The sequence below is a fragment of the Mesorhizobium sp. M1C.F.Ca.ET.210.01.1.1 genome, from assembly GCF_004791585.1.
Classification (GTDB): domain Bacteria; phylum Pseudomonadota; class Alphaproteobacteria; order Rhizobiales; family Rhizobiaceae; genus Mesorhizobium.
This window is the reverse complement of sequence record NZ_SRUU01000030.1, coordinates 20,115-38,048: the sequence shown is the minus strand read 5'-3', so window position 1 is coordinate 38,048 and position 17,934 is coordinate 20,115. Positions and strand designations below refer to the sequence as shown.

Genomic DNA, 17,934 nt, shown 5'->3' with positions numbered 1-17,934 from the left:
CGTTTTCGGGAGTACCGAGTCATGAAGTCACGTGAAAACCTCGTTCGGCTGAAGCAGTTTCAGGTGAATGAGAAACGGCGCCAGCTGTTGCAGTTGGACATGATGATCGCCGAATTCGAACGCATGGCCGTCGAGTTGGAGGCGCAGATCGTCGCCGAAGAGAAGAAAGCCGGCATCACCGACATCAACCATTTTGCCTATCCGACCTTCGCCAAGGCGGCACGCCTGCGCCGCGACAACCTCAGGAACTCTCAGGGCGACCTCGCCCAGCAGCGAACCATGGCCGAATCATTACTCGGCGAAGCTGAAGCGGAGCTTTCCAAGGCGGAGATGCTGGAATCGCGCGACAGCAAGATCCGCGATGCGGAAGTGGGCGGCCGCAGCGCCATGATCGGGTGAGCCGGCGCGCTTTGCCGCTACCGCCGGCGCCTGCCGGCTTCGCCCTTGAATCCGCGCCGGAACAGCTCCTGCTCGCGATCCCGCTTCAAGGTAGCATTGCCACATCGTCCTGATGGTTCGCCGATGCCCTGGCACGGGCATCCTTGATGTCGGGCGCATGCTCTTCCGCCCAGGACCGGATCTGGTTGAGCAGACCCGCCAGGTTCTGGCCAAGCTCGGTCAGCTCATATTCAACTCGCGGCGGGATGACCGGAAACACTTCGCGCCGGACAAGGCCGTCGCGTTCCAACACACGCAGCGTCTGGGTCAGCATTTTCGGCGTGATGCCTTCCAGCTTGCGCGCCAGCTCGCCATTACGCTGCCGGCCGCGCCGCAGCGCGCAAACGGTCAGGTAGACCCATTTGCTGGCCAGCATCTCGAGCACGGTATGCGACGGGCAGGTACGCCGGAACGCGTCGTAGCCGAATGGGGATTTGTCTTTACTATCCATGAGGTGCCTATATATAGAAAAGGTACATACTAGACAATAGGATATTACTATCCAAATGATAGCGGCATATTCGTTCAGCAGGAGGCTTCCATGCGTGCCGTTATCCAGAACACCGTCGGCGGACCCGACGTCCTTTTCGTTTCCAAACAGCCCGAGCCGACACCCAAGGCCGGGGAGGTGTTGGTTCGTGTCAAGGCAGCGGGCATCAACCCTGTCGACGGCGCCGTGCGCGGCGGCTTTTATCCGCTGCTTGGCGAGCCGCCTTTCATTCTCGGCTGGGATGTTTCGGGAACCGTCGAAGCGCTGGGCGCCGGCGTGACCGCTTTCAAGGTCGGCGACGAGGTGTTCGGCATGCCGCGCTTTCCCAGACAGGCCGGCGCCTTTGCCGAGCTCGCCGTGGCGCCGGCTGACGAGATCGCCATCAAGCCCACCGGCATCGATCATATCCACGCCGCGGCGCTGCCGCTGGCTGGCCTCACCGCCTGGCAAGGCCTCGTCCGGCACGGCCGCATCCAGTCCGGTCAGCGTGCGCTGATCCATGCCGGCGCTGGCGGTGTCGGCCATCTGGCGGTGCAGATCGCCAAGGCAGTCGGCGCCCATGTCGTCTCGACCGCCAGCCCTGACAAGCTCGATTTCGTGCGCTCGCTCGGCGCCGACGAGGTGATCGACTACACCAGGGACGATTTCACCGGGAAGGTCAGCAATGTCGATCTGGTCCTGGATGCGTTTGGCGGCGACCATGCCGACAAATCGCTGAAGGTGCTGCGCGACGGCGGCGTCCTGGTCTCACTGCTCAACGTTCATGACGCCACCAGGGCGAAGGCCAGCGCGCGTGGCATTCGGATCGAGCGCATCTCGGTCGTCCCCGACCGCGAGGGCCTGGTCGAACTCGCCCAGCTGGTCGAGGGAAAGAAGCTGTCGCCCCACGTCGCGAAAACCTTCCCGCTCGATGAGGCGGGCGCCGCCCAAGCCTTCCTCGCGACCCGGCCGATCGGCAAGGTCGTGTTGACGGTCTGACTGGAAGGCCGCTTCAGAAAGCGAAAGGGCGCGGAGTTTCCGCGCCCTTGTTCGTTTCCGGTGGGCAGAGCCTAGTGCCGGTATTGCTGGATCCGCGTCGTGCGCAGCCCGGCAAGGCCATATTCGTCGATCGATGCCTGCCAGGAGAGAAATTCCTCGGTGGTCAGCTTGTAGCGCTGGCAGGCTTCCTCGAGGCTGAGCAGTCCGCCGCGCACCGCAGCGACCACTTCCGCCTTGCGCCGGATAACCCAGCGCCGTGTATTCGTCGGCGGCAGATCGGCTATCGTAAGAGGGCTGCCGTCAGGCCCGATAACATACTTGACTCTAGGTCTAACCAGATCGGTCATCGTACTCTCTACTAAAAACTCAAAGACCCAATCCCCGCCACAGTACCGCCACAGCTTTAAAAATTGCCTAAGCGAACCCTAATGACTAGGTAAGGATCGTGAACGTCACGTTAGCCTTTTGTTCGGCATTTGAGATAATCGCGGCCCCGGCCCTGATTTTGCCGGGAAAAATCGCTTTGGCAGGCAAGCTGGCGCACCCGGACCGCTTGACCTATATTCCGGCCATTGGCAGCCAGCGCCACGCAGATTGAAAGAACCATGAACAGCCTCGACCTTCCCGGACGCCCAGAAAACACCCGCGTCGTCGTCGCCATGTCGGGCGGCGTTGATTCGTCGGTCGTTGCCGGCATCCTGAAACGCGAAGGCTATGATGTCGTCGGCGTCACCCTGCAGCTTTACGACCACGGCGCGGCAACGCACCGGGCGGGTTCGTGCTGCGCCGGCCAGGATATCGACGATGCCCGCCGCGTCTCCGAGACGCTCGGCATCCCGCATTACGTGCTCGACTACGAAGAGCGCTTCCGCAAGGCGGTCATCGATCCCTTTGCCGAGAGCTATGTCGCCGGCGAGACGCCGATTCCGTGCGTGTCCTGCAACCAGACGGTCAAGTTCGCCGATCTTTTGGCCACGGCCCAGGATCTCGGCGCCGACGCTTTGGCCACCGGCCACTACATCCGCTCGCGCGCCAATGGCGCGCATCGCGCGCTCTACCGGCCGGTCGATGCCGGCCGCGACCAGAGCTATTTCCTGTTCGCCACCACGCAGGCGCAGATCGACTATCTGCGCTTCCCGCTCGGCGGTCTCTCCAAGCCGCAGGTGCGAGCGATCGCCGAAGAGATGGGGCTGACGGTCGCCGCCAAGCAGGACAGCCAGGATATCTGCTTCGTGCCGCAGGGCAGATATTCCGACATCATCGCCAAATTGAAGCCGGCAGCCGCCAATCCGGGCGATATCGTCCATATCGACGGCCGCGTGCTTGGCCGCCATGAAGGCATCCTGCGCTACACGATCGGCCAGCGCCGCGGCATCGGCATCGCTTCAGGCGAGCCGCTCTACGTCGTTCATCTCGATGCCGACCGCGCCCGCGTCATTGTCGGTCCGCGCGAGGCGCTGGAGACGCACAAGATCTACCTGCGCGCCATGAACTGGCTCGGTGACGGACCGCTCTCCGAGGTCCCGGAAGGCGGGATCGAGCTGTTCGCAAAAGTCCGTTCGACCAGGCCGCCGCGCCCGGCCGTGCTGCATCACCGCGACGGCGTGACGTCGGTCGAGCTGGTCGACGGCGAATCCGGCATCGCTCCCGGACAGGCCTGCGTGCTCTATTCCGATGACGGCAACGAGGCACGCGTCTATGGCGGCGGCTTCATCGAGCGTTCCGAGCGCGGCGCCGAGGCCGAGGCCATGCTGTCCAGGCTTGCGCAACGCCCCGCGCAGGTCCCCGCCGAGTAGCCAGCCCCAGCTCGGCCGGCTGCTTCAGCGCAAGCTTGTCTTTGCCAAGGCTCAGGCTGACGAGCCGCTATGCGTCACCGTGCCCGCGGTGAGGATGCGCAGCACCCGGATCGCTTCCTCGCCGTCGGTGCGCGGCTCGGCGCGCGTTTCGATGCACTGCATGAAATGGGCGAGCTCGCGCGTCAGCGGCATGCCTTCGCCGACCGCCACATAGGACGGCTCATTGGCGGTGAAGGCCCACTGGCCGCTGTCCTGCCAGACCGCATGCCGATAGACGGCAAGCTTGCGCTCCCAGGGCTCGACGTCGTCGAACACCGCCATCGCCTTGGTGCCGACCACGGTAAGCCGGCGCTCGCGATAAGGGTTGAGCCGCGAGGCGAAGAGATGGCTGCGCACGCCGTTCGGAAAGCGCATGTGCAGATGCGCGAAGTCGCTGAGGTTGTCGAGAAGTGCCGCCCCTTCGCCTCTGACCTCGATCGGTTCGGTGCCGGTGATGGCAAGGATCATCGACAGATCGTGCGGCGCAAGGTCCCAGAGCGCATCGTTCTCGGTGTGGAACTTGCCGAGGCCGAGCCGGTGCGAATGGATGTAGCGCACCTCGCCGAGCTCGCCATTGTCGATCAGCGCCTTCAGCGTCTCGAAGGCGGGGTGGAAGCGCAGCACATGGCCGACCATGAAGACGCGGCCATTGTCCCTGGCCGCCTGCACCGCGCGCTCGGCGTCGGCGACCGTCAGCGCGATCGGCTTCTCCACCAGCACGTCCTTGCCGCCCTCGACGGCGCGAACAGCCGTGTCGGCATGGAATTGCGGCGGCAGCGCCATGACGATGGCATCGACATCGGCGCGCTCGAACAGCTTGTCCGGCTCTATCGCCAGGCAATCCTGCTCGCTGGCGAAGCCTTCGGCGCGGGCGCGGTTGACGTCGGAAACGGCATGGAGCGCGCCGAGCGCCTTGAGGGTGCGGATGTGGTTGCTGCCCCAGTATCCGCAACCGAGGACTGCGATGCGCGGCTTCATTCGCTCAAACTCTAGAATTTCATCGCCGAGACATAGCGACGTGCCCCGTCGAACTCAACCCCGCCGCATGCGCTGTGAGCCTGCCCGGCAAAGCTTTTTCGGGGATGAGATTATAGAGGTGCGTCCGGCTTGACAGCTTTGCCCTGCCAACCTTATATCCGCGCGACCTTGGCGAACGCCTCGAAATTGCCCGCGATGCCGGGTGGTTCATCGAGCATCTTCGCCACTCCTGGCGGAGTAGCTCAGTTGGTTAGAGCACGGGAATCATAATCCTGGGGTCGGGGGTTCAAGTCCCTCCTCCGCTACCACCTCAAACCCACTATCGTACGTAATAGCTGGGCTGTGGTGGCTGCCTGATGCGGCATGCCTTTCGGTATAGCGCGCGTCGGGGAATGCGCGCCCACCAATAAGGGTGGCAAGCTTGCCTTTGACCTCGATCTCGAAGCCCTCGCGTGCAGGCTTGGGTTGGACTGTGACGCTGTGAACAAGCGCTCGGAAGTTTTTGGTGAGCGGCCCACGGTCGTCCACGGCAGTTGCGTGGTCTGCCAATGCCACTGAAAGGGCATCGACAGTCTCGATGTAGCGCACCAAGGTGGCAGGGTGGAGCGCCACGGTCGATGGCGGGTCATCGAGGCCGGCAAGTTGCGCTTCGACCTGAAGCCGCTGTGTCTTGAGTTCAGCAATGCTCTGCTTGGCATCCTCTTCGGCAATGACGCTCTTGATGACGAGGTCGATCGTGCGCTGCCGTTCGCCTTCAATGCGATCGCGCTTGGTTTCCAGTTCTGTGCGCATTGCATTGGCCTGCGCGGCCAGGCGCCGACGCTCTTCATTGTATTTGCGAACGTAGGCTTCGATCAGCTCTGGAGCCTTCAGTTGTTCGCGCATGCCGTCGAGGACTGCCTTTTCGATCTCAGGCAGGTAAAGGATGCGCCGGTTGGAGCAGCTTCCGCTTTCGCGAACCGCCGAGCACCGGACACGCGTCTTGCCTGACTTGTCGCGATCGTGGACTGACAGGCCTGACCCACAGACGCCGCACCGGAGCAGGCCGGACAATAGATGAGAGGGTCGCCGTTTGATGTGAGAAAATACCCTGACCCTCTCAGTTTTGAGGGCTCGCGCCTTCTGCCACGTTTCGTCGTCAATGATCCGCAAGTGCGGAACTTCCTTTGTTTGCCACTGGTCCTTTGGGTTTGCCCGGGAGACGCGCTTGCCGGTATCAGGGTTCTTCACCATCCGGACCTTGTTCCAGATGAGGCGCCCCACATAGAGCTCGTTGAAGAGCACCCCTGCTCCGCGTTGCGCATTTCCGTTGATGGTGGAACCGTTCCACCGGGTTCCGCGTGGTGGCGCAACGCCTTCCCGATTGAGGTCCCTGGCAAGATCGCGTGGGGTACGGCCGGATGCATAGGCTGCAAAGATTTGCCGGACAATCTCTGCCTCCTCTTTGACAATCTCGAGTTCGCCTGGGCGACCCGGGACTGCGCGATAGCCATAGGCCCGGCCTCCGGCGTGACGTCCGTCCCGAATAACTCCAGCCATGCCCCTACGGACTTTCTTGGCGCCGTCTTCCCTTTGCATCTGACCGACAAGTCCACGAATACCGATGAGGATTGCATCGGCGGTGCCGTCATGGACAGCTTGGATTTCGATGCCGAGGAAAGAGAGCCGTTTGTAAAGCCCAGCGAGATCTGCCATGTCACGTGACAGGCGATCGAGCGCTTCGACGACTACCGTGTCGAACGTATTCTGACGTGCCGCCTCCATCAGAGTTGTCAACCCGTCGCGACCGAAGACCGACGCTCCAGAGCGCGCCCTGTCCTCATAAACAGCAACAACGCTAAGACCATTGCGAACTGCGTAAGCACGGCACAGCGCAATCTGGTCTTCCGTCGACTTTTCGTTTTGGAGCTCGGTCGAAAAGCGAGCGTAAATGGCGGCCCGCATCATGTCTCAGGAGCCTTCTGGGTGTGATCCACATCAATCGCGGAATTTCGATCGATCGAAACGCCGTTGTCGATGAGATGATCGCGCCTGGCATCGGCGATGGCAAGCGCTTCGGCGAATTCAAGCATCGCTCTGCGGCGCTCTTCCGGCGTTACCGCAGGTACCTGTTTGCGGTGGGATGGCGCATCGCATTTGTCTTGTGCCGGCTTCACGAAGCCGCGCATCACCATGACGAGCCGCGCGGAAAGGGGTGCGTTCCATCGATCGTGCAATCGGGACACTGCAGCGTAGAAATCGGAAAGATGCCGGCCTGACAAGATTGGCGAGCGAAGGTCGCCGCAGTCGAATTTCGCAAATGCAGAACTCATGCCGGTACGCCGGCGACAAATGACCGGGGCTGGCTTGTGGAATGGTCGAGCGATCCCGCTCGCACCCCTCCTTTGTCTGCTTCCCAAACCTCGACCGGGTCGGAATCAGCCGGTCAAGGTTGACGCGGCGAGTGTCAGCGCAGAACGGCTTTGGCCTCGATTGGCTGGCGGCCGGCTCCGCTCCGACCTCAAAGCCGACCACGCACAACCTGTATATGACAGCGCTCAATTTAAGGAACGTCAGTTGACCGGGGCCATCATGCCTTCCAACTCGGATTCTGGCGAGTCCGCTCGAAGACAATCAAAAACCTGAAACCAGAAGCGGTATTCCGGCATATCGCCATCGCAATTCGCCGCCAGAGCGCCCCAAGCGATCGCCGTTACTGCTAAATCGCCCCACAACGCTCTTGCCGCATCGGCGACTTCGATAACGGACCACTCGCCAAGCAACGCGGCGCTATCTGCAGTCTCCCGGTGACAACGAGAATCGTCGATTATAATGGGCGATCCACCGGCTGGCTTTTTCATGCTGTGCCTCCATCCGCCTCGGCCCAGACGCGCAAGCTTCTACCTTTCCGTTTTCGAGCCGGTTTCAATTGGAGCATCTCGATTGCAAGCATCTGTTCAGGAACGAGCTGCTGGCCGATGCGGATGACATCATCGAGTGTCGAGCGGATCTGCGGCCAGGGAAACTCATTGCTGTCTTCGGAAACTTCTCCTTCCCTCAGCACGGCATCAAGCTTGGCTACCACACCGCCAAGGGAAAGAGCGGGGGTCTCGGACAACATCTCAAGCAGGTCTTCCGACCGGTCGGCGGCCTCGCCCTCGGCGTGCAGCGCGGCGGAATAGCCAATTTCCCTATCGACGGCATCCCAGCGCGCCTGATGAGCTGCAAAATCAGCTTCAGCCTTCGCGTGCACTGTCAGGTCTTCTGGACCGAGATCGAGCACTTCACGAATCGCCCTGAGGGAATGCATCCTCACGCCCTCGCCGCCACGCAGCCGGATGGTTGCACAAGGAAATCCAACCGTTTCGGCGAGTTTCCGCTCCAGGTACTGCTGCTGACGGCACAGCCGCTCAGTCTGCTCTTGAGCCGCCTGCCATTTGCGCCACACCACCACCGCGGGATCAATGGATTGGTCCTTTTCCAAATCGTTGTGGGCAACCGCTTTTGGCTGCCATCCTGCAATTGGAATCGCCGTTGCACTACGAAGTATCATCCTCCGGGTGACGAGACGCAAAGGCGTGGTATTGTCGGAATCAGCCATGATCCGAGCTCCGCAACAGCTTGGTTGTGGTCAGGCCGGAGTCGGTGTTCCAGCACCTCTTCCGGCCGTTCTATGCCAGCCATCTTAGGTGAATGGCGTGAGAAGATCAACAGTTTTCGCCATAATATAGCGATTCCGATTTAATGACACCAATACAATGCCGGATGGCCAGAGCCGCTCTAGGGTTAGGAGTCATCGAGCTAGCAAAGCTGGCTCGCGTATCGACAAACACGGTGGTCCGCTTCGAACGAGGCGAGGACCTAAAGCAGTCTACGATTGATCATATGCGTGCAGTGCTGGAAGCCGCCGGCGTGGAGTTCATTGCAGAAAACGGCGGGGGCCCTGGTGTGCGCTTAGCCAAGCGGCACTAGCGGCGCCCTGATCTACCGGTGCATTGCTTCGAATCGTCTGAATCTGAAGCCATCCGGGAGCGTTTCTGACTTTCAGACAGGAAATGCGGCAATGCGGCATGCAGCGCCGCGCTGAATCCGCGCTCGTGTCAGTCCATCGTCTTGTAAGCGCCTATGATTTGCGAAGCCATTTTCGCTTCGGCCTTCAGCGAAGGACATGCAGATCACGCATGTGGAGCTATACTCAGTTCAAACTTTGGGTCGATCGCCACACGATCCAATAAATGGCTCCATGTACAGCCACAAATCCAACAAGCGTCGCAAAAAAAGCAGAAAGCATTGCAAAATAAGGATGGCGATTGGACCACGTTACGGAACCGTCACCATCACGACGTTGAAGCGTCGAGTACACCGACCTCCAAGTCGCAAAAAAACGAAGTGCTGTCCAAATTACGGCCCAAACTATGACGGCAACAATGGAATAGCCGCTGAATCCAAAATAAACCGGGCCGAGCAAGGATATCAGTGGGATCAATATATTCATTTGTTCAAAGTACCTTTTTGCCCACAAGCCACCCGCACATTTGGATACTTTATTGAAATAACTATCTAAACTTGCATCGCGATTCGCTCCTTAGCATAATTTCATGGACATTGGGATGCAATTAACGCTTCAGTGTGATTGGTTATGTCCTATCTTCGTTTTGGCCCAGGTCCCGATGGGAGTATCTCAACTACCGGGGGCGGCATCTGATAGGGCCCTGACTGATTTCCAGCTGCTGTCGCAGGCCCGTTGTCGGTCGGTGGGCCTGACAAACCTGCTATTATCCCACAGGCTCGAATGAAATTCCCTAGGCTGCCTTCGCCGCTTGGATCAATTATGTTAACCGGGCTATTATGTACATATGAATATAGGTTTACTTCGTTTAGCCACGTTTGATACTCGGTAAAATAGCTCATACTAACGCCTGCCTCGACGGTGCCGACGTACCGGTATGGATTCGCCGAGGTAGCGCGAATAAGATTTACCTCCTCATTCTCGAATTGAATGGGGGCAAGTTGTAGTGAGGGACCACCCAATGGGTCGCGTGACAACCACCGTCCAACAACGGGATCGTATGCGCGATACTTGGTCAGGTACAGTCCACTATCGGGGTTGATGAACAGGTCGGCGTAGCCAAAATCCGTGAGCGCTGCAGTGCCTTGAAGAGAGTTGCCGTAGGGATCATAACTGTAACTGGGCGCGTTGCTGTTGGTCGCAAAAACGCGCCTAACAGAGCCGATCTGATCCGGCGCATAATAATAAGCCTGCGATGGTGACCCGAGCGCAAACTCGCCCTCATCGTAATAGCCGCGTGTCGCAGCGTTAGCCGCATTTCGTGCTTGGCAGGGGCGCGACCCGCACCAGATGTAAGAAGTCGTTACCGCACTTCCGCTGGTAGGCGTGCTGGTAATTGCCGTGCGTCGCCCCAGCCCGTCGTAGGCGAATGTAGTCGCCTTGCCGGGTTGTCCAGGGTAGGAGATCGTAACGAGGCGGTTCTCGGCATCCCAACCATAGGTCCTCTGGCCATCTGACAGCAGGTTGCCGTTGGCATCGAACGAGAGCGCCTGCCCCGACAAATTGGTCAACTGGTTGAGATTGTTATAGGCGGCGGTCTGCGTCAGCGCGGCCGGATAAACGGTTGTGGCATCACTCGTTTCAGTGACGGACGAGATTTGGTTCTCAGGAGTTGTCGTATACAGAAACGTCGAATATTGCGCCGCTGACAGGCCCACATTGCTGATCCCAGCAAGTCGCCGATCGCCAGAGTTAGGGAGATAAGACCATGTAGTCGACAACGTCGAACCAGTCAGTTGGCGACTTGTGATTTGTTCGGTTTGACCAAGATAGCCAATGACAAAAGCTCCCAGGTCACTGGTATGGCCAGTCAAGCGGTCAATGGCATCATAGGCGAAAGTTTCTGCACCAGCTCCGGAGACTGTTCGCGAGGTCGGTCTCCCTAATTCATCGTAGCCATAAGTGATGGTGGCGCTTGGCAGCGGCCCGCTCTCCTGCTGGAGCTGCAGAGCTCCTTGAGCAAAGGGCGGGAAATAGCTGTATTGCGTCGTTCCGGTGCCATCCGTCATAGATGCAAGGCGCGGGAAATACGTATCGTAGACGAAGCTCACATTCGGCGTCGCATGCACCGCATTGAGGTAGGCGATGCCCGTTAGCCGATCGTCCTTCGCATAACTGAACTGCTTCGTCTGGCCGAGCGCATCAAGCACGGATTTCAGCCGGCTTGTCGTGTTCTCGTAGGTGTAGGTGACAGTGCTGCTGTCGGCGTAGGTCTTTTGCTTCAATCTGCCCTGGATGTCATAGGTCCAGGTCGTGATATTGGTCTTCGGATCGGTAAGGCTGGAGAGGTGGCCCATGCCGTCATAGCCAAGCAGCGTCTGGCCATTCAGCGGATCTGTCACGTTAGTTAGGCGTCTATTGGCGTCGTACTGATAGCTCCACAGCCGGTTCAAGCGATCCGTGTAGGAAGCAGGATCGAGCTTATTGTAGGTGTAGAGGTCGGTTGTTCCGTCCGGATAGATGATTTTTGTCAGCCGGTCGGCGGCATCATAGTCGTAGGTGGCGGTCCAACCTTCAGAATCGGTGTAGGTGCGAACGCGATCGAAGCCGTCATACGTGTAGGTTGCCGCGGTGGCGTTGTTCGCGTTCGTGATCGACGTCAGGTTTGCGGACGAGTCGTAGTGGTAGGTGGTCGTGTGGCCCAATGGGTCCACGGAAGAGGTTACCTGACCGGCAGCGTTGTAGGTGTAACGCCACATTTGGCCGGCGGCATCCGTGTAGAACAGCGGCCGGTGGCGATTATTGTAGACGTATTGCGCGATCGTGGTTTGAATGCCCGCCTGCGTCGTCTGGCTCACTGCGGCGAGGTCGACCTGATTGGCATAGGCGTATGATGTCGTGCGTCCCGTCGGATCAATGGCCTGCGTGAGATTGAAGAATCCGTTGGTGTCGTAGGAGAACTTGCTGAGCTGTGTCGTGCCGTCGTCCAGGACGCGACCGATCGCTGTCGGGCGGTCAAACGTTCCGCCATATATGCTGTTCACCTGGCCAGGGTAGTTGTACCAGATACGGTTCTCGAGTGGATATTTGACGCTCTCGATTGCCGTGCCTTTGATCGAGGAATTCGGCATGTGAACAAAATGCCGAATCCGGGCCTTGGTGTAGTCGCAACCGCCAGTCGGCGTGCAGCCAGCAGCCAAATAGGCGTCCTTGTCCCAGTGGAAGCTGTTGCGATAGGTCAGATAGTTGTTCACCACCGCCATGCCCTGCGGCACGGTGTTCGCCGGATCGGTATTCGGAATAACTGATGGCTCCAGCCATTCCTCGCGCTCGTGGTAGCCAAGCGGATCCGTCACCTCGACAAAGCGAGGCGGACTACTTGTTCCCGGTGCCGTATAGGCAAAGGTCGTCGTACCGTAAGGCGTCGCCAAAGAATTGACGAGGGAATTGGCGTCATAGGTGAAGCTGGAGGTCAGACCGATGATGTCGGTGATCGAGCTCAGCCGACCATTGGCGTCATAGGCCAGTGTCGCGCTGCGTCCGAACGGGTCGGTGATTTTGGTGACGAGAAAGGGACGCCCGGCCAGCCCATAGGTAAAGGTCGTCAGCCGGCCAACCGCGTCGGTGAGGCTGATCAGCCTTTGCTGGCCATCGTAAGTCAGCGTGAGGGCATTCCCTTGCGGATCGATGATTTGGCTAAGGAATATCCTGCGCGGATAAGCTGTCGCACCATCGGACTGGGCGTAGATTTCGGTGCTGCCGTCCGCCAGCTGACGCCGATATGTGATGGGCGAGCCGGAGGCACGGACGAGGATAGAACCATCGTCATCCTGAGCTGCGAAGGTACCCGCGTTCGCATCGTAACCCAGGTAGTAAAAAGCCCCGCCGCCACGCATGTAGCGCGATACGTTGGCGCCCGGATTGGTCGGGTCATCGGTGACATACGACAGCCAGCTGATGGTCCATTTGGGGCTGACGTTGAAGAAGCTGAAGACCGCCGGCTGGCTGTCTTCGCGTTGATTGTAGCTGATCTCAACCTTGGCGGACGGGCCGATCGGCGGAGCGTAGCCAACCGGCGTATCCGACAAGGATACAGCAACGCTCGCTTCCTTGATGTTGTAGCCGCAGAGCGGACAGTTCGGGTTCGGGGGTGTAAGGGGTGGTCCCGCCCGCGGCAGAGGCGGATTGGCAGGCGGTGGGGCTGGCGGCGCCGGATAGTCTGGCGGAGGGTTGGCGGGGGGATCGTTCGGGCCACCAGGCCGTGTTCCGTTGGTGGGTCCCTTCCCCCAAATCACGGATGCTTTTTCTGCATCCACTGGTTTCCAATGGGGATCGGGGAGAACATCCGTGGGCACAAGGAAATAGCCGCTGGCTTCGGCATCCAGCGCCGCTTGCGTGACCCAAAGATCAGAGCCCGAAAACACCGAGTCCCTGACGTGATACCGGCCGTTCGCCTGACCGACGATCGCCGCGAAGTGCCCGACCTTCCAATGGACGATCGATGGCACAGGAACAGCCTGCCCCGGTTCGCGCAGGATCAGCAGATGCCCCAGTTCGGCTTTGTCGGCAAGTCGTCCGACCTCGGCCAGGCTTGTGCCAGTGCTGCCCGCCCGGTACCATTGGAGGAAGTCGACTTTTTCGGGGCTGACATTTCGAGCCAGCATCAGCTGTTTCAGCGCAAGCGGGCCGCAGATAAACAGATGCCTCGGATCTTTCTCCGTGAGGTCGAGCTCTTCTCGCGCGTTCTGAAACGCCTCCGTTGCAGACCCTGTTATCGGCCGCTGCCCAACTTCTTCAAACAGCGCTGCCAGTTGTTCATTGTGGCCGAGATTCGCATACAACTGCGCCAGTTCACCAATCGCACGGTCAATCAGAGCTTTGGCGCGTGGGTCTGTCGCTGATTTGCCCGTCAGCCATGCCTTCTGCCAGGCCTCGATCGCACGAGAAAAGAATCCATCGTGCAAATAAGAAAGACCCAAATTGGTCCAGAGCGCCGGCGCCCAGCCGGAACGTGGGTTTTGGGACAAAAAAACCTCGAGGCTGCCGCGGTCACCAGGTTGACTGCGCCGCCCATATGCCTTCAGGGCCTGCTTCAGGCTCTCATCTTCCGCTGGGCTGGTTGGCCCCACCGCGACGAGCGGCTCTTCGAAATGCGAACTTGCGATGACGGCAGCAATGGGTTCGGAATTTCCGATGATCGCAGCCCGCGCTGGCGGGAAGAGACTGGGCAAAAACAGCAGACCTGCCGCAAGCCCGACAGCGGCTAGCGTTGACCACCTGAATGTCTTCATTGTTCCGTCTCCGGAAAATTTCCTGCCTGCTCAATTGGGTTGAGCCCAGAGGTAATTGCGGTTGCGCGAACAGATCCTGCGCGGAAGGCTAAGGGGTCCATTTGAAGCAACCCCAGGCGCCAGATCCCCACACCGCCGTTTGTGTCGAATTGACCTGCGATGTTCGGTTGCCGTTCGCATCGTAGGTGTAGGCGATGCAGAGCCCGTTGTCGTAAAGCGCGGATGTAACACGCCCAAGCGCGTCGTAGCCGTAGTTGACCGAACTGTTGGCGATTGTTGGCTGCAAAATAATAGCCAGGAAGAATATCCTAACACTCCTCCGTCTCTGAAGAAGTATTGTTCCCGCCATATTTACACTCCAACTTCCTACCATTTGGTGATCCTTCAAACTGTGAGCCGCAACGATACCAAATGACGTGTTCAATTTGACATTTCACGGAGAGCTTTCCGCCATATAATTTAGCGAAAGTATTGCGCCAGTGCTGTTTCCGGCCGACCCAACCGTGATCCCATAGTCTGTCGGCGCGCCGGTATATGGAGATGCGGTCGTGTAAACTTGATCCCATGTGTACCCGTCAATCGAATAGAAAAAAGTTAGCGTCGTCGTCGCACTTGTATAGCTGGCCCTTACCCATACATTGCTGTAATTAGGTAATATCGTTTTACTGGCAACACTTGAATTCCATGCAGTTGCTGTTGAATATGACCATATCGCTATTGCAGAAGAGCCGTTGAGACCGCAAACATAGATGCGGTTATTGAAACTGCTCCGAACAATTAGTCCGAAGATATCGGTATTCGATCCGGACGTATGATTTCCTTGAGCATATTGGATAGTGACCGTCCAATCTCCACCCGCAACGCTCTTTGTAAGCGCATTGAGATTGCTGCTCGCCGAGGTATTTTGAGTGGTTTTTAGTACCAGAGGGCCGTTGGCATTGTCAGTCGCGGTGGCGCTTGCTTGATTGAGCCAGGTCAGCGACGACAATGCCGGGCGGGAAACCACCGGTGCCGGCAGAGCGACCACGGGACCGGTCGAAGAAACACCCGCACCCACAATCGTGCCAATTCCGCCGGATCCGCCACCAGGAACCCATGACGGGTCGCCAGACGGCCCTCCCGACTGAAGCACATATCCCGCTGTCCCCGGAGCGAGCGAAACCCAGCCGCCAGAACCGCGATAGAGGATACTGCCTCGGCCGGATCCGACGGCGGCGTCGAGGACGTCTGTCAGGCTTTTGCCCAGTATCGCGTTACCTGACGTGTCATAATAGCCTAGTTGACCGGCCGTTGCGCTTCCGACACTGCCCGCCGCATCGATACAGTTACTCAACGAACCGAAATTCGCCATAACCTGCGTTGCATCGGCCGTCTGGCCATTGGTGAGAGTGTTCGGAAGCGTGCAGGCTGCTCGTGCGCCGCTACTGATGATAACCGCACACGCAGTCGCAAAAATAAGACGAGCGCCTCGATTGAACGCCGCCGATCTCCATTGGCTATCGATCGGGTTGGGTGGGGCTGCGCACCTCCATCGCGACACCAGGCTTTCTTTAGGTCTAGGCATGCATTTTCCTCTCCAAAATGCTGCGATCGCCGCAGAAGTAGAAGGCTATGGCCCGGTGACGCCTATGATTGCCTCGTAGTCGCCAGCAGGGGTCGACGCAAAATTGACAACCGCGGACCCGAAAAATGGATGGGACGTTGACTGGTAAAGCGCACCCGATCCCGCCACCCCGTCATTCATCGACTGCAGTGGCGTACCCTCGGTGATCGTGACAGCAGAATTCGTCCTGCCGGATCCGAAAAGAACATATAGGGCCCCGGCAATTGTAGTCGGCGCCGGGATGGATCGCTTAGCGACACCGGATGAATTCTGTAGCGAAGTAAGGCCGCCTACCCCTGTTGTATTCCCTTGGAAGGAGATGGTAGACGCAATCCAATCGCTTGAACCGCCCAAGGTGATACCAGCCGATCCCGCTGTGATATCCGAGGCGGTCAGTATTTTCGCAATGACGGCGCCGTTCCAATAGCTCCCAATCTTCTGGTCGATCAACGCCCAGTTGGCGGGCGTTGCCGACATCGCCCAACTTGAACCGATGAAGATGATGGCGAGGTCACCTGCGGCGCTTCCTGTGGGCCACGTCACGGTCAGATTGGATCCTGTGGATGCTCCCTGTATGGCCGAGCCTCTGATGGTTGGGAGGACTCCGCCATTTCCTATGGCGGTAATTGTAATCGCTCCGCTTGAGTTGGTCACCGCGATGCCCGGACCTGCGGTAAGCGTCGCCGCCTGCGGGGCATTGCCCGTCGAGCCGATAATCAATTCTCCGTTTGCCAGCGGGCCAGCCGCGCCAAAGTGTGCCCCGTCAGCATTGTATTGAACGGAGCCGACTGATCCGGCCGGCGCCTGTGCTGTGGCACAAGTTTGTAGCGCATTGAAATTGGCCATGACCTGGGCGGCATCGGCCGGCTGACCATTAGTGAGCGTGTTCGGAAGTGTGCAGGCCGCCCGTGTGCTGCCGCTAACAACAACCGCACACGCAACTGCAAAAACAAGAAGAGCGCCTCGCTTTAACACCGCCAATCTCCATCGGCTATCAAGCACAACCACACGATTGGCGCACTTCTAGGTGAGCCAAAACGTTCTTCCAAATTGCTCTTTAGCCGCATAATCGCTGAAGGATGGGGTTCCCAACTCAGCAGAACTACATTACTTTTATTACTTAAAAAAGAAAGACCTATCGGCGACGTGAAAATGATATTAGTTTTCCATAATGGATTTTTACTACATTGTGACTCTGTGACTCGGGGACGGGTAGCGATGGCGGCCGGCGCCTTCGATTCGGATTTATTTCTCACGCGCGAAGACGCCCATGACCTGCGGTGCCATGGGCTCGGGCTGTGCGATGGCGCCGAGTGATGCGCTGATGACGGGATGTTGCCTTGACTAGACGACTTTACGGACTTGACGCGCTGCGAGGTGTCGCGGCGATTGCTGTCGCGGCACACCATCTCGTAACCGTCTACGGATTTCCGCTGCTACCCCTAAGCCCTTCAATCGCGGTTGATCTATTCTTCATCCTGTCCGGCTTCGTGATGACCAGGACTTACGAAGATCTATTGCACACCGATCTGAGTACCCGGGCTTCATTGTCCTTCGATATCGGCGTCTGTTCCTACCGCTAGCCATTGGCTCGACCGTCGGTCTGGCGTGGGTTGTGGCCGTGTATGGCCCTTTCGCGCAAGTCTTTGCATCCTACGTGCTGGTCCTCTGTTTCCTGCCCTCGGTTGGTCCTGCAGCGTTTCCTCTAAACGTGCCCGCCTGGTCGCTGTTCATCGAGATCATCTGCAATGCCCTCCACGGCTCGATCTTCTCGAAGCTATCGAACATGCAGTTAATAGTGGCCACCGCGGCGAGCATCCTGCTCTTCGCCGCTTTCTCAACGAATGGTCTCACGCATTGGGGGCCGGGGATCACCGCGATCGTGGGGCTCACACCGCGCGAGCTGTCGTGCTACCTCGTCGGCATCTGGATGTTTCGACAGTATGGCGACAGACCGCTAGGCGATAAACCCGTGTTGGCGATCGGCGCTTTCGCGCTCGCGCTCGGCCTGGCATCTATCAGTGCCTCATTCGAAATCATGGCGCTTGTTGCCTGCCCTCTCATCATCAGAACGTCGCTTGGATTGCCTCGCATGAGGTGGGTTATTTGGGCCGGCGCGCTGTCATACCCGCTCTATGCCACTCACGTGCCCGTCCTACAGGCATCCCGCGCTATGGGCTTGCACCCGACCCTCGGCGTCGCTCTGGTGGCTGCCGTGTCCATTTTCGTCACCGTGGCCTTTGAGATGCGACGACCGGCCCGGCAACCAGCCGAAGCTTTTTAACTGCTGTCAGTCAGCTCAAACGACACGGCCGCGATCAGATACCGTCCCC

The 17,934-nt window shown here is 58.9% G+C and carries 16 protein-coding genes and 1 tRNA gene; 7 read left to right on the top strand and 10 right to left on the bottom strand.

Translation table 11 applies throughout. The features are described from left to right. The first annotated feature begins 21 nt into the window (after positions 1 to 21). Complete coding sequence (locus tag EN853_RS26225; protein WP_126087944.1) at positions 22 to 399, top strand: flagellar export protein FliJ; 378 nt, start codon at positions 22 to 24, stop codon at positions 397 to 399. Between the two features lie 85 nt (positions 400 to 484). Here the strand turns inward: EN853_RS26225 and EN853_RS26220 are convergent, their stop codons facing one another. Then, positions 485 to 889, bottom strand: coding sequence for a helix-turn-helix domain-containing protein (locus EN853_RS26220; RefSeq protein ID WP_127858322.1), 405 nt, complete (start codon positions 887 to 889; stop codon positions 485 to 487). A gap of 90 nt (positions 890 to 979) precedes the next feature. Here EN853_RS26220 and EN853_RS26215 point away from each other — a divergent pair, with 90 nt between their 5' ends. Continuing rightward, a complete protein-coding gene (locus EN853_RS26215; protein WP_127858321.1) occupies positions 980 to 1,906 on the top strand; it encodes an NADP-dependent oxidoreductase in 927 nt (308 codons plus the stop codon). A 71-nt stretch (positions 1,907 to 1,977) separates the two neighbouring features. Here EN853_RS26215 and EN853_RS26210 read toward each other — a convergent pair whose 3' ends face one another. Further along, complete coding sequence (locus EN853_RS26210) at positions 1,978 to 2,253, bottom strand: DUF1153 domain-containing protein (protein ID WP_006203587.1); 276 nt, start codon at positions 2,251 to 2,253, stop codon at positions 1,978 to 1,980. A 98-nt stretch (positions 2,254 to 2,351) separates the two neighbouring features. Between EN853_RS26210 and EN853_RS34135 the strand changes: the two genes are divergently transcribed. Then, positions 2,352 to 2,504 (top strand): hypothetical protein, encoded by a 153-nt coding sequence (locus EN853_RS34135; protein ID WP_167524603.1) that lies wholly within the window; start codon positions 2,352 to 2,354, stop codon positions 2,502 to 2,504. 7 nt (positions 2,505 to 2,511) lie between these two features. Then, positions 2,512 to 3,702 carry a tRNA 2-thiouridine(34) synthase MnmA gene (gene mnmA, locus EN853_RS26205; RefSeq protein ID WP_127858320.1) on the top strand — a complete coding sequence of 397 codons (1,191 nt, stop codon included), beginning with the start codon at positions 2,512 to 2,514 and terminating at the stop codon, positions 3,700 to 3,702. Between the two features lie 51 nt (positions 3,703 to 3,753). On the opposite strand, the gene EN853_RS26200 is transcribed toward mnmA, so the two are convergent. After that, positions 3,754 to 4,719 (bottom strand): Gfo/Idh/MocA family oxidoreductase, encoded by a 966-nt coding sequence (locus tag EN853_RS26200; protein ID WP_127858319.1) that lies wholly within the window; start codon positions 4,717 to 4,719, stop codon positions 3,754 to 3,756. 231 nt (positions 4,720 to 4,950) lie between these two features. On the opposite strand from EN853_RS26200, the gene EN853_RS26195 reads away from it, so the two are divergent. Further along, positions 4,951 to 5,027 (top strand) — tRNA-Met (locus tag EN853_RS26195). On the opposite strand, the gene EN853_RS26190 is transcribed toward EN853_RS26195, so the two are convergent. From EN853_RS26190 to EN853_RS26175, 4 genes are all read right to left on the bottom strand, one after another. Then, positions 4,984 to 6,663 carry a recombinase family protein gene (locus EN853_RS26190; protein WP_348631609.1) on the bottom strand — a complete coding sequence of 560 codons (1,680 nt, stop codon included), beginning with the start codon at positions 6,661 to 6,663 and terminating at the stop codon, positions 4,984 to 4,986. The two genes, EN853_RS26195 and EN853_RS26190, sit on opposite strands and share 44 nt — an antisense overlap. Then, positions 6,663 to 7,031, bottom strand: a complete 369-nt coding sequence (locus EN853_RS26185; RefSeq protein ID WP_127858318.1) for a hypothetical protein — start codon at positions 7,029 to 7,031, stop codon at positions 6,663 to 6,665. Before EN853_RS26185 ends, EN853_RS26190 begins: the two co-directional genes overlap by 1 nt. Before the next feature lie 240 nt (positions 7,032 to 7,271). Further along, complete coding sequence (locus EN853_RS26180) at positions 7,272 to 7,559, bottom strand: hypothetical protein (RefSeq protein WP_189343912.1); 288 nt, start codon at positions 7,557 to 7,559, stop codon at positions 7,272 to 7,274. Continuing rightward, entirely contained in the window at positions 7,556 to 8,299 is a 744-nt protein-coding gene (locus EN853_RS26175) for a hypothetical protein (RefSeq protein ID WP_189343911.1), read from the bottom strand. Before EN853_RS26175 ends, EN853_RS26180 begins: the two co-directional genes overlap by 4 nt. A 143-nt stretch (positions 8,300 to 8,442) precedes the next feature. On the opposite strand from EN853_RS26175, the gene EN853_RS34790 reads away from it, so the two are divergent. Continuing rightward, a complete protein-coding gene (locus EN853_RS34790) occupies positions 8,443 to 8,670 on the top strand; it encodes a helix-turn-helix transcriptional regulator (RefSeq protein WP_127858317.1) in 228 nt (75 codons plus the stop codon). A gap of 672 nt (positions 8,671 to 9,342) precedes the next feature. Here EN853_RS34790 and EN853_RS26165 read toward each other — a convergent pair. From EN853_RS26165 to EN853_RS26150, 3 genes are all read right to left on the bottom strand, one after another. Continuing rightward, positions 9,343 to 13,998 carry an RHS repeat-associated core domain-containing protein gene (locus EN853_RS26165; protein WP_127858316.1) on the bottom strand — a complete coding sequence of 1,552 codons (4,656 nt, stop codon included), beginning with the start codon at positions 13,996 to 13,998 and terminating at the stop codon, positions 9,343 to 9,345. 433 nt (positions 13,999 to 14,431) lie between these two features. Continuing rightward, on the bottom strand, positions 14,432 to 15,349 hold the full coding sequence (locus EN853_RS26155) for a hypothetical protein (RefSeq protein WP_127858314.1): 918 nt from the start codon (positions 15,347 to 15,349) through the stop codon (positions 14,432 to 14,434). Positions 15,350 to 15,607: 258 nt separating this feature from the next. Continuing rightward, entirely contained in the window at positions 15,608 to 16,447 is an 840-nt protein-coding gene (locus EN853_RS26150; RefSeq protein WP_127858313.1) for a hypothetical protein, read from the bottom strand. Between the two features lie 622 nt (positions 16,448 to 17,069). Between EN853_RS26150 and EN853_RS26140 the strand changes: the two genes are divergently transcribed. After that, a complete protein-coding gene (locus EN853_RS26140) occupies positions 17,070 to 17,885 on the top strand; it encodes an acyltransferase family protein (protein ID WP_127858311.1) in 816 nt (271 codons plus the stop codon). Positions 17,886 to 17,934: the final 49 nt, after the last annotated feature.

Excerpts from the sequence above, each read along its gene's own strand:
- EN853_RS26165 (WP_127858316.1), bottom strand. The coding sequence starts at position 13,998 with ATGAAGACATTCAGGTGGTCAACGCTAGCCGCTGTCGGGCTTGCGGCA.
- EN853_RS26225 (WP_126087944.1), top strand. The coding sequence starts at position 22 with ATGAAGTCACGTGAAAACCTCGTTCGGCTGAAGCAGTTTCAGGTGAAT.
- mnmA (WP_127858320.1), top strand. The coding sequence starts at position 2,512 with ATGAACAGCCTCGACCTTCCCGGACGCCCAGAAAACACCCGCGTCGTC.
- EN853_RS26150 (WP_127858313.1), bottom strand. The coding sequence starts at position 16,447 with ATGGCCAATTTCAATGCGCTACAAACTTGTGCCACAGCACAGGCGCCG.
- EN853_RS26190 (WP_348631609.1), bottom strand. The coding sequence starts at position 6,663 with ATGCGGGCCGCCATTTACGCTCGCTTTTCGACCGAGCTCCAAAACGAA.
- EN853_RS26180 (WP_189343912.1), bottom strand. The coding sequence starts at position 7,559 with ATGAAAAAGCCAGCCGGTGGATCGCCCATTATAATCGACGATTCTCGT.
- EN853_RS26175 (WP_189343911.1), bottom strand. The coding sequence starts at position 8,299 with ATGGCTGATTCCGACAATACCACGCCTTTGCGTCTCGTCACCCGGAGG.
- EN853_RS26200 (WP_127858319.1), bottom strand. The coding sequence starts at position 4,719 with ATGAAGCCGCGCATCGCAGTCCTCGGTTGCGGATACTGGGGCAGCAAC.
- EN853_RS26210 (WP_006203587.1), bottom strand. The coding sequence starts at position 2,253 with ATGACCGATCTGGTTAGACCTAGAGTCAAGTATGTTATCGGGCCTGAC.
- EN853_RS26220 (WP_127858322.1), bottom strand. The coding sequence starts at position 889 with ATGGATAGTAAAGACAAATCCCCATTCGGCTACGACGCGTTCCGGCGT.
- EN853_RS34790 (WP_127858317.1), top strand. The coding sequence starts at position 8,443 with ATGACACCAATACAATGCCGGATGGCCAGAGCCGCTCTAGGGTTAGGA.
- EN853_RS26155 (WP_127858314.1), bottom strand. The coding sequence starts at position 15,349 with ATGGCGAATTTCGGTTCGTTGAGTAACTGTATCGATGCGGCGGGCAGT.
- EN853_RS26185 (WP_127858318.1), bottom strand. The coding sequence starts at position 7,031 with ATGAGTTCTGCATTTGCGAAATTCGACTGCGGCGACCTTCGCTCGCCA.
- EN853_RS26215 (WP_127858321.1), top strand. The coding sequence starts at position 980 with ATGCGTGCCGTTATCCAGAACACCGTCGGCGGACCCGACGTCCTTTTC.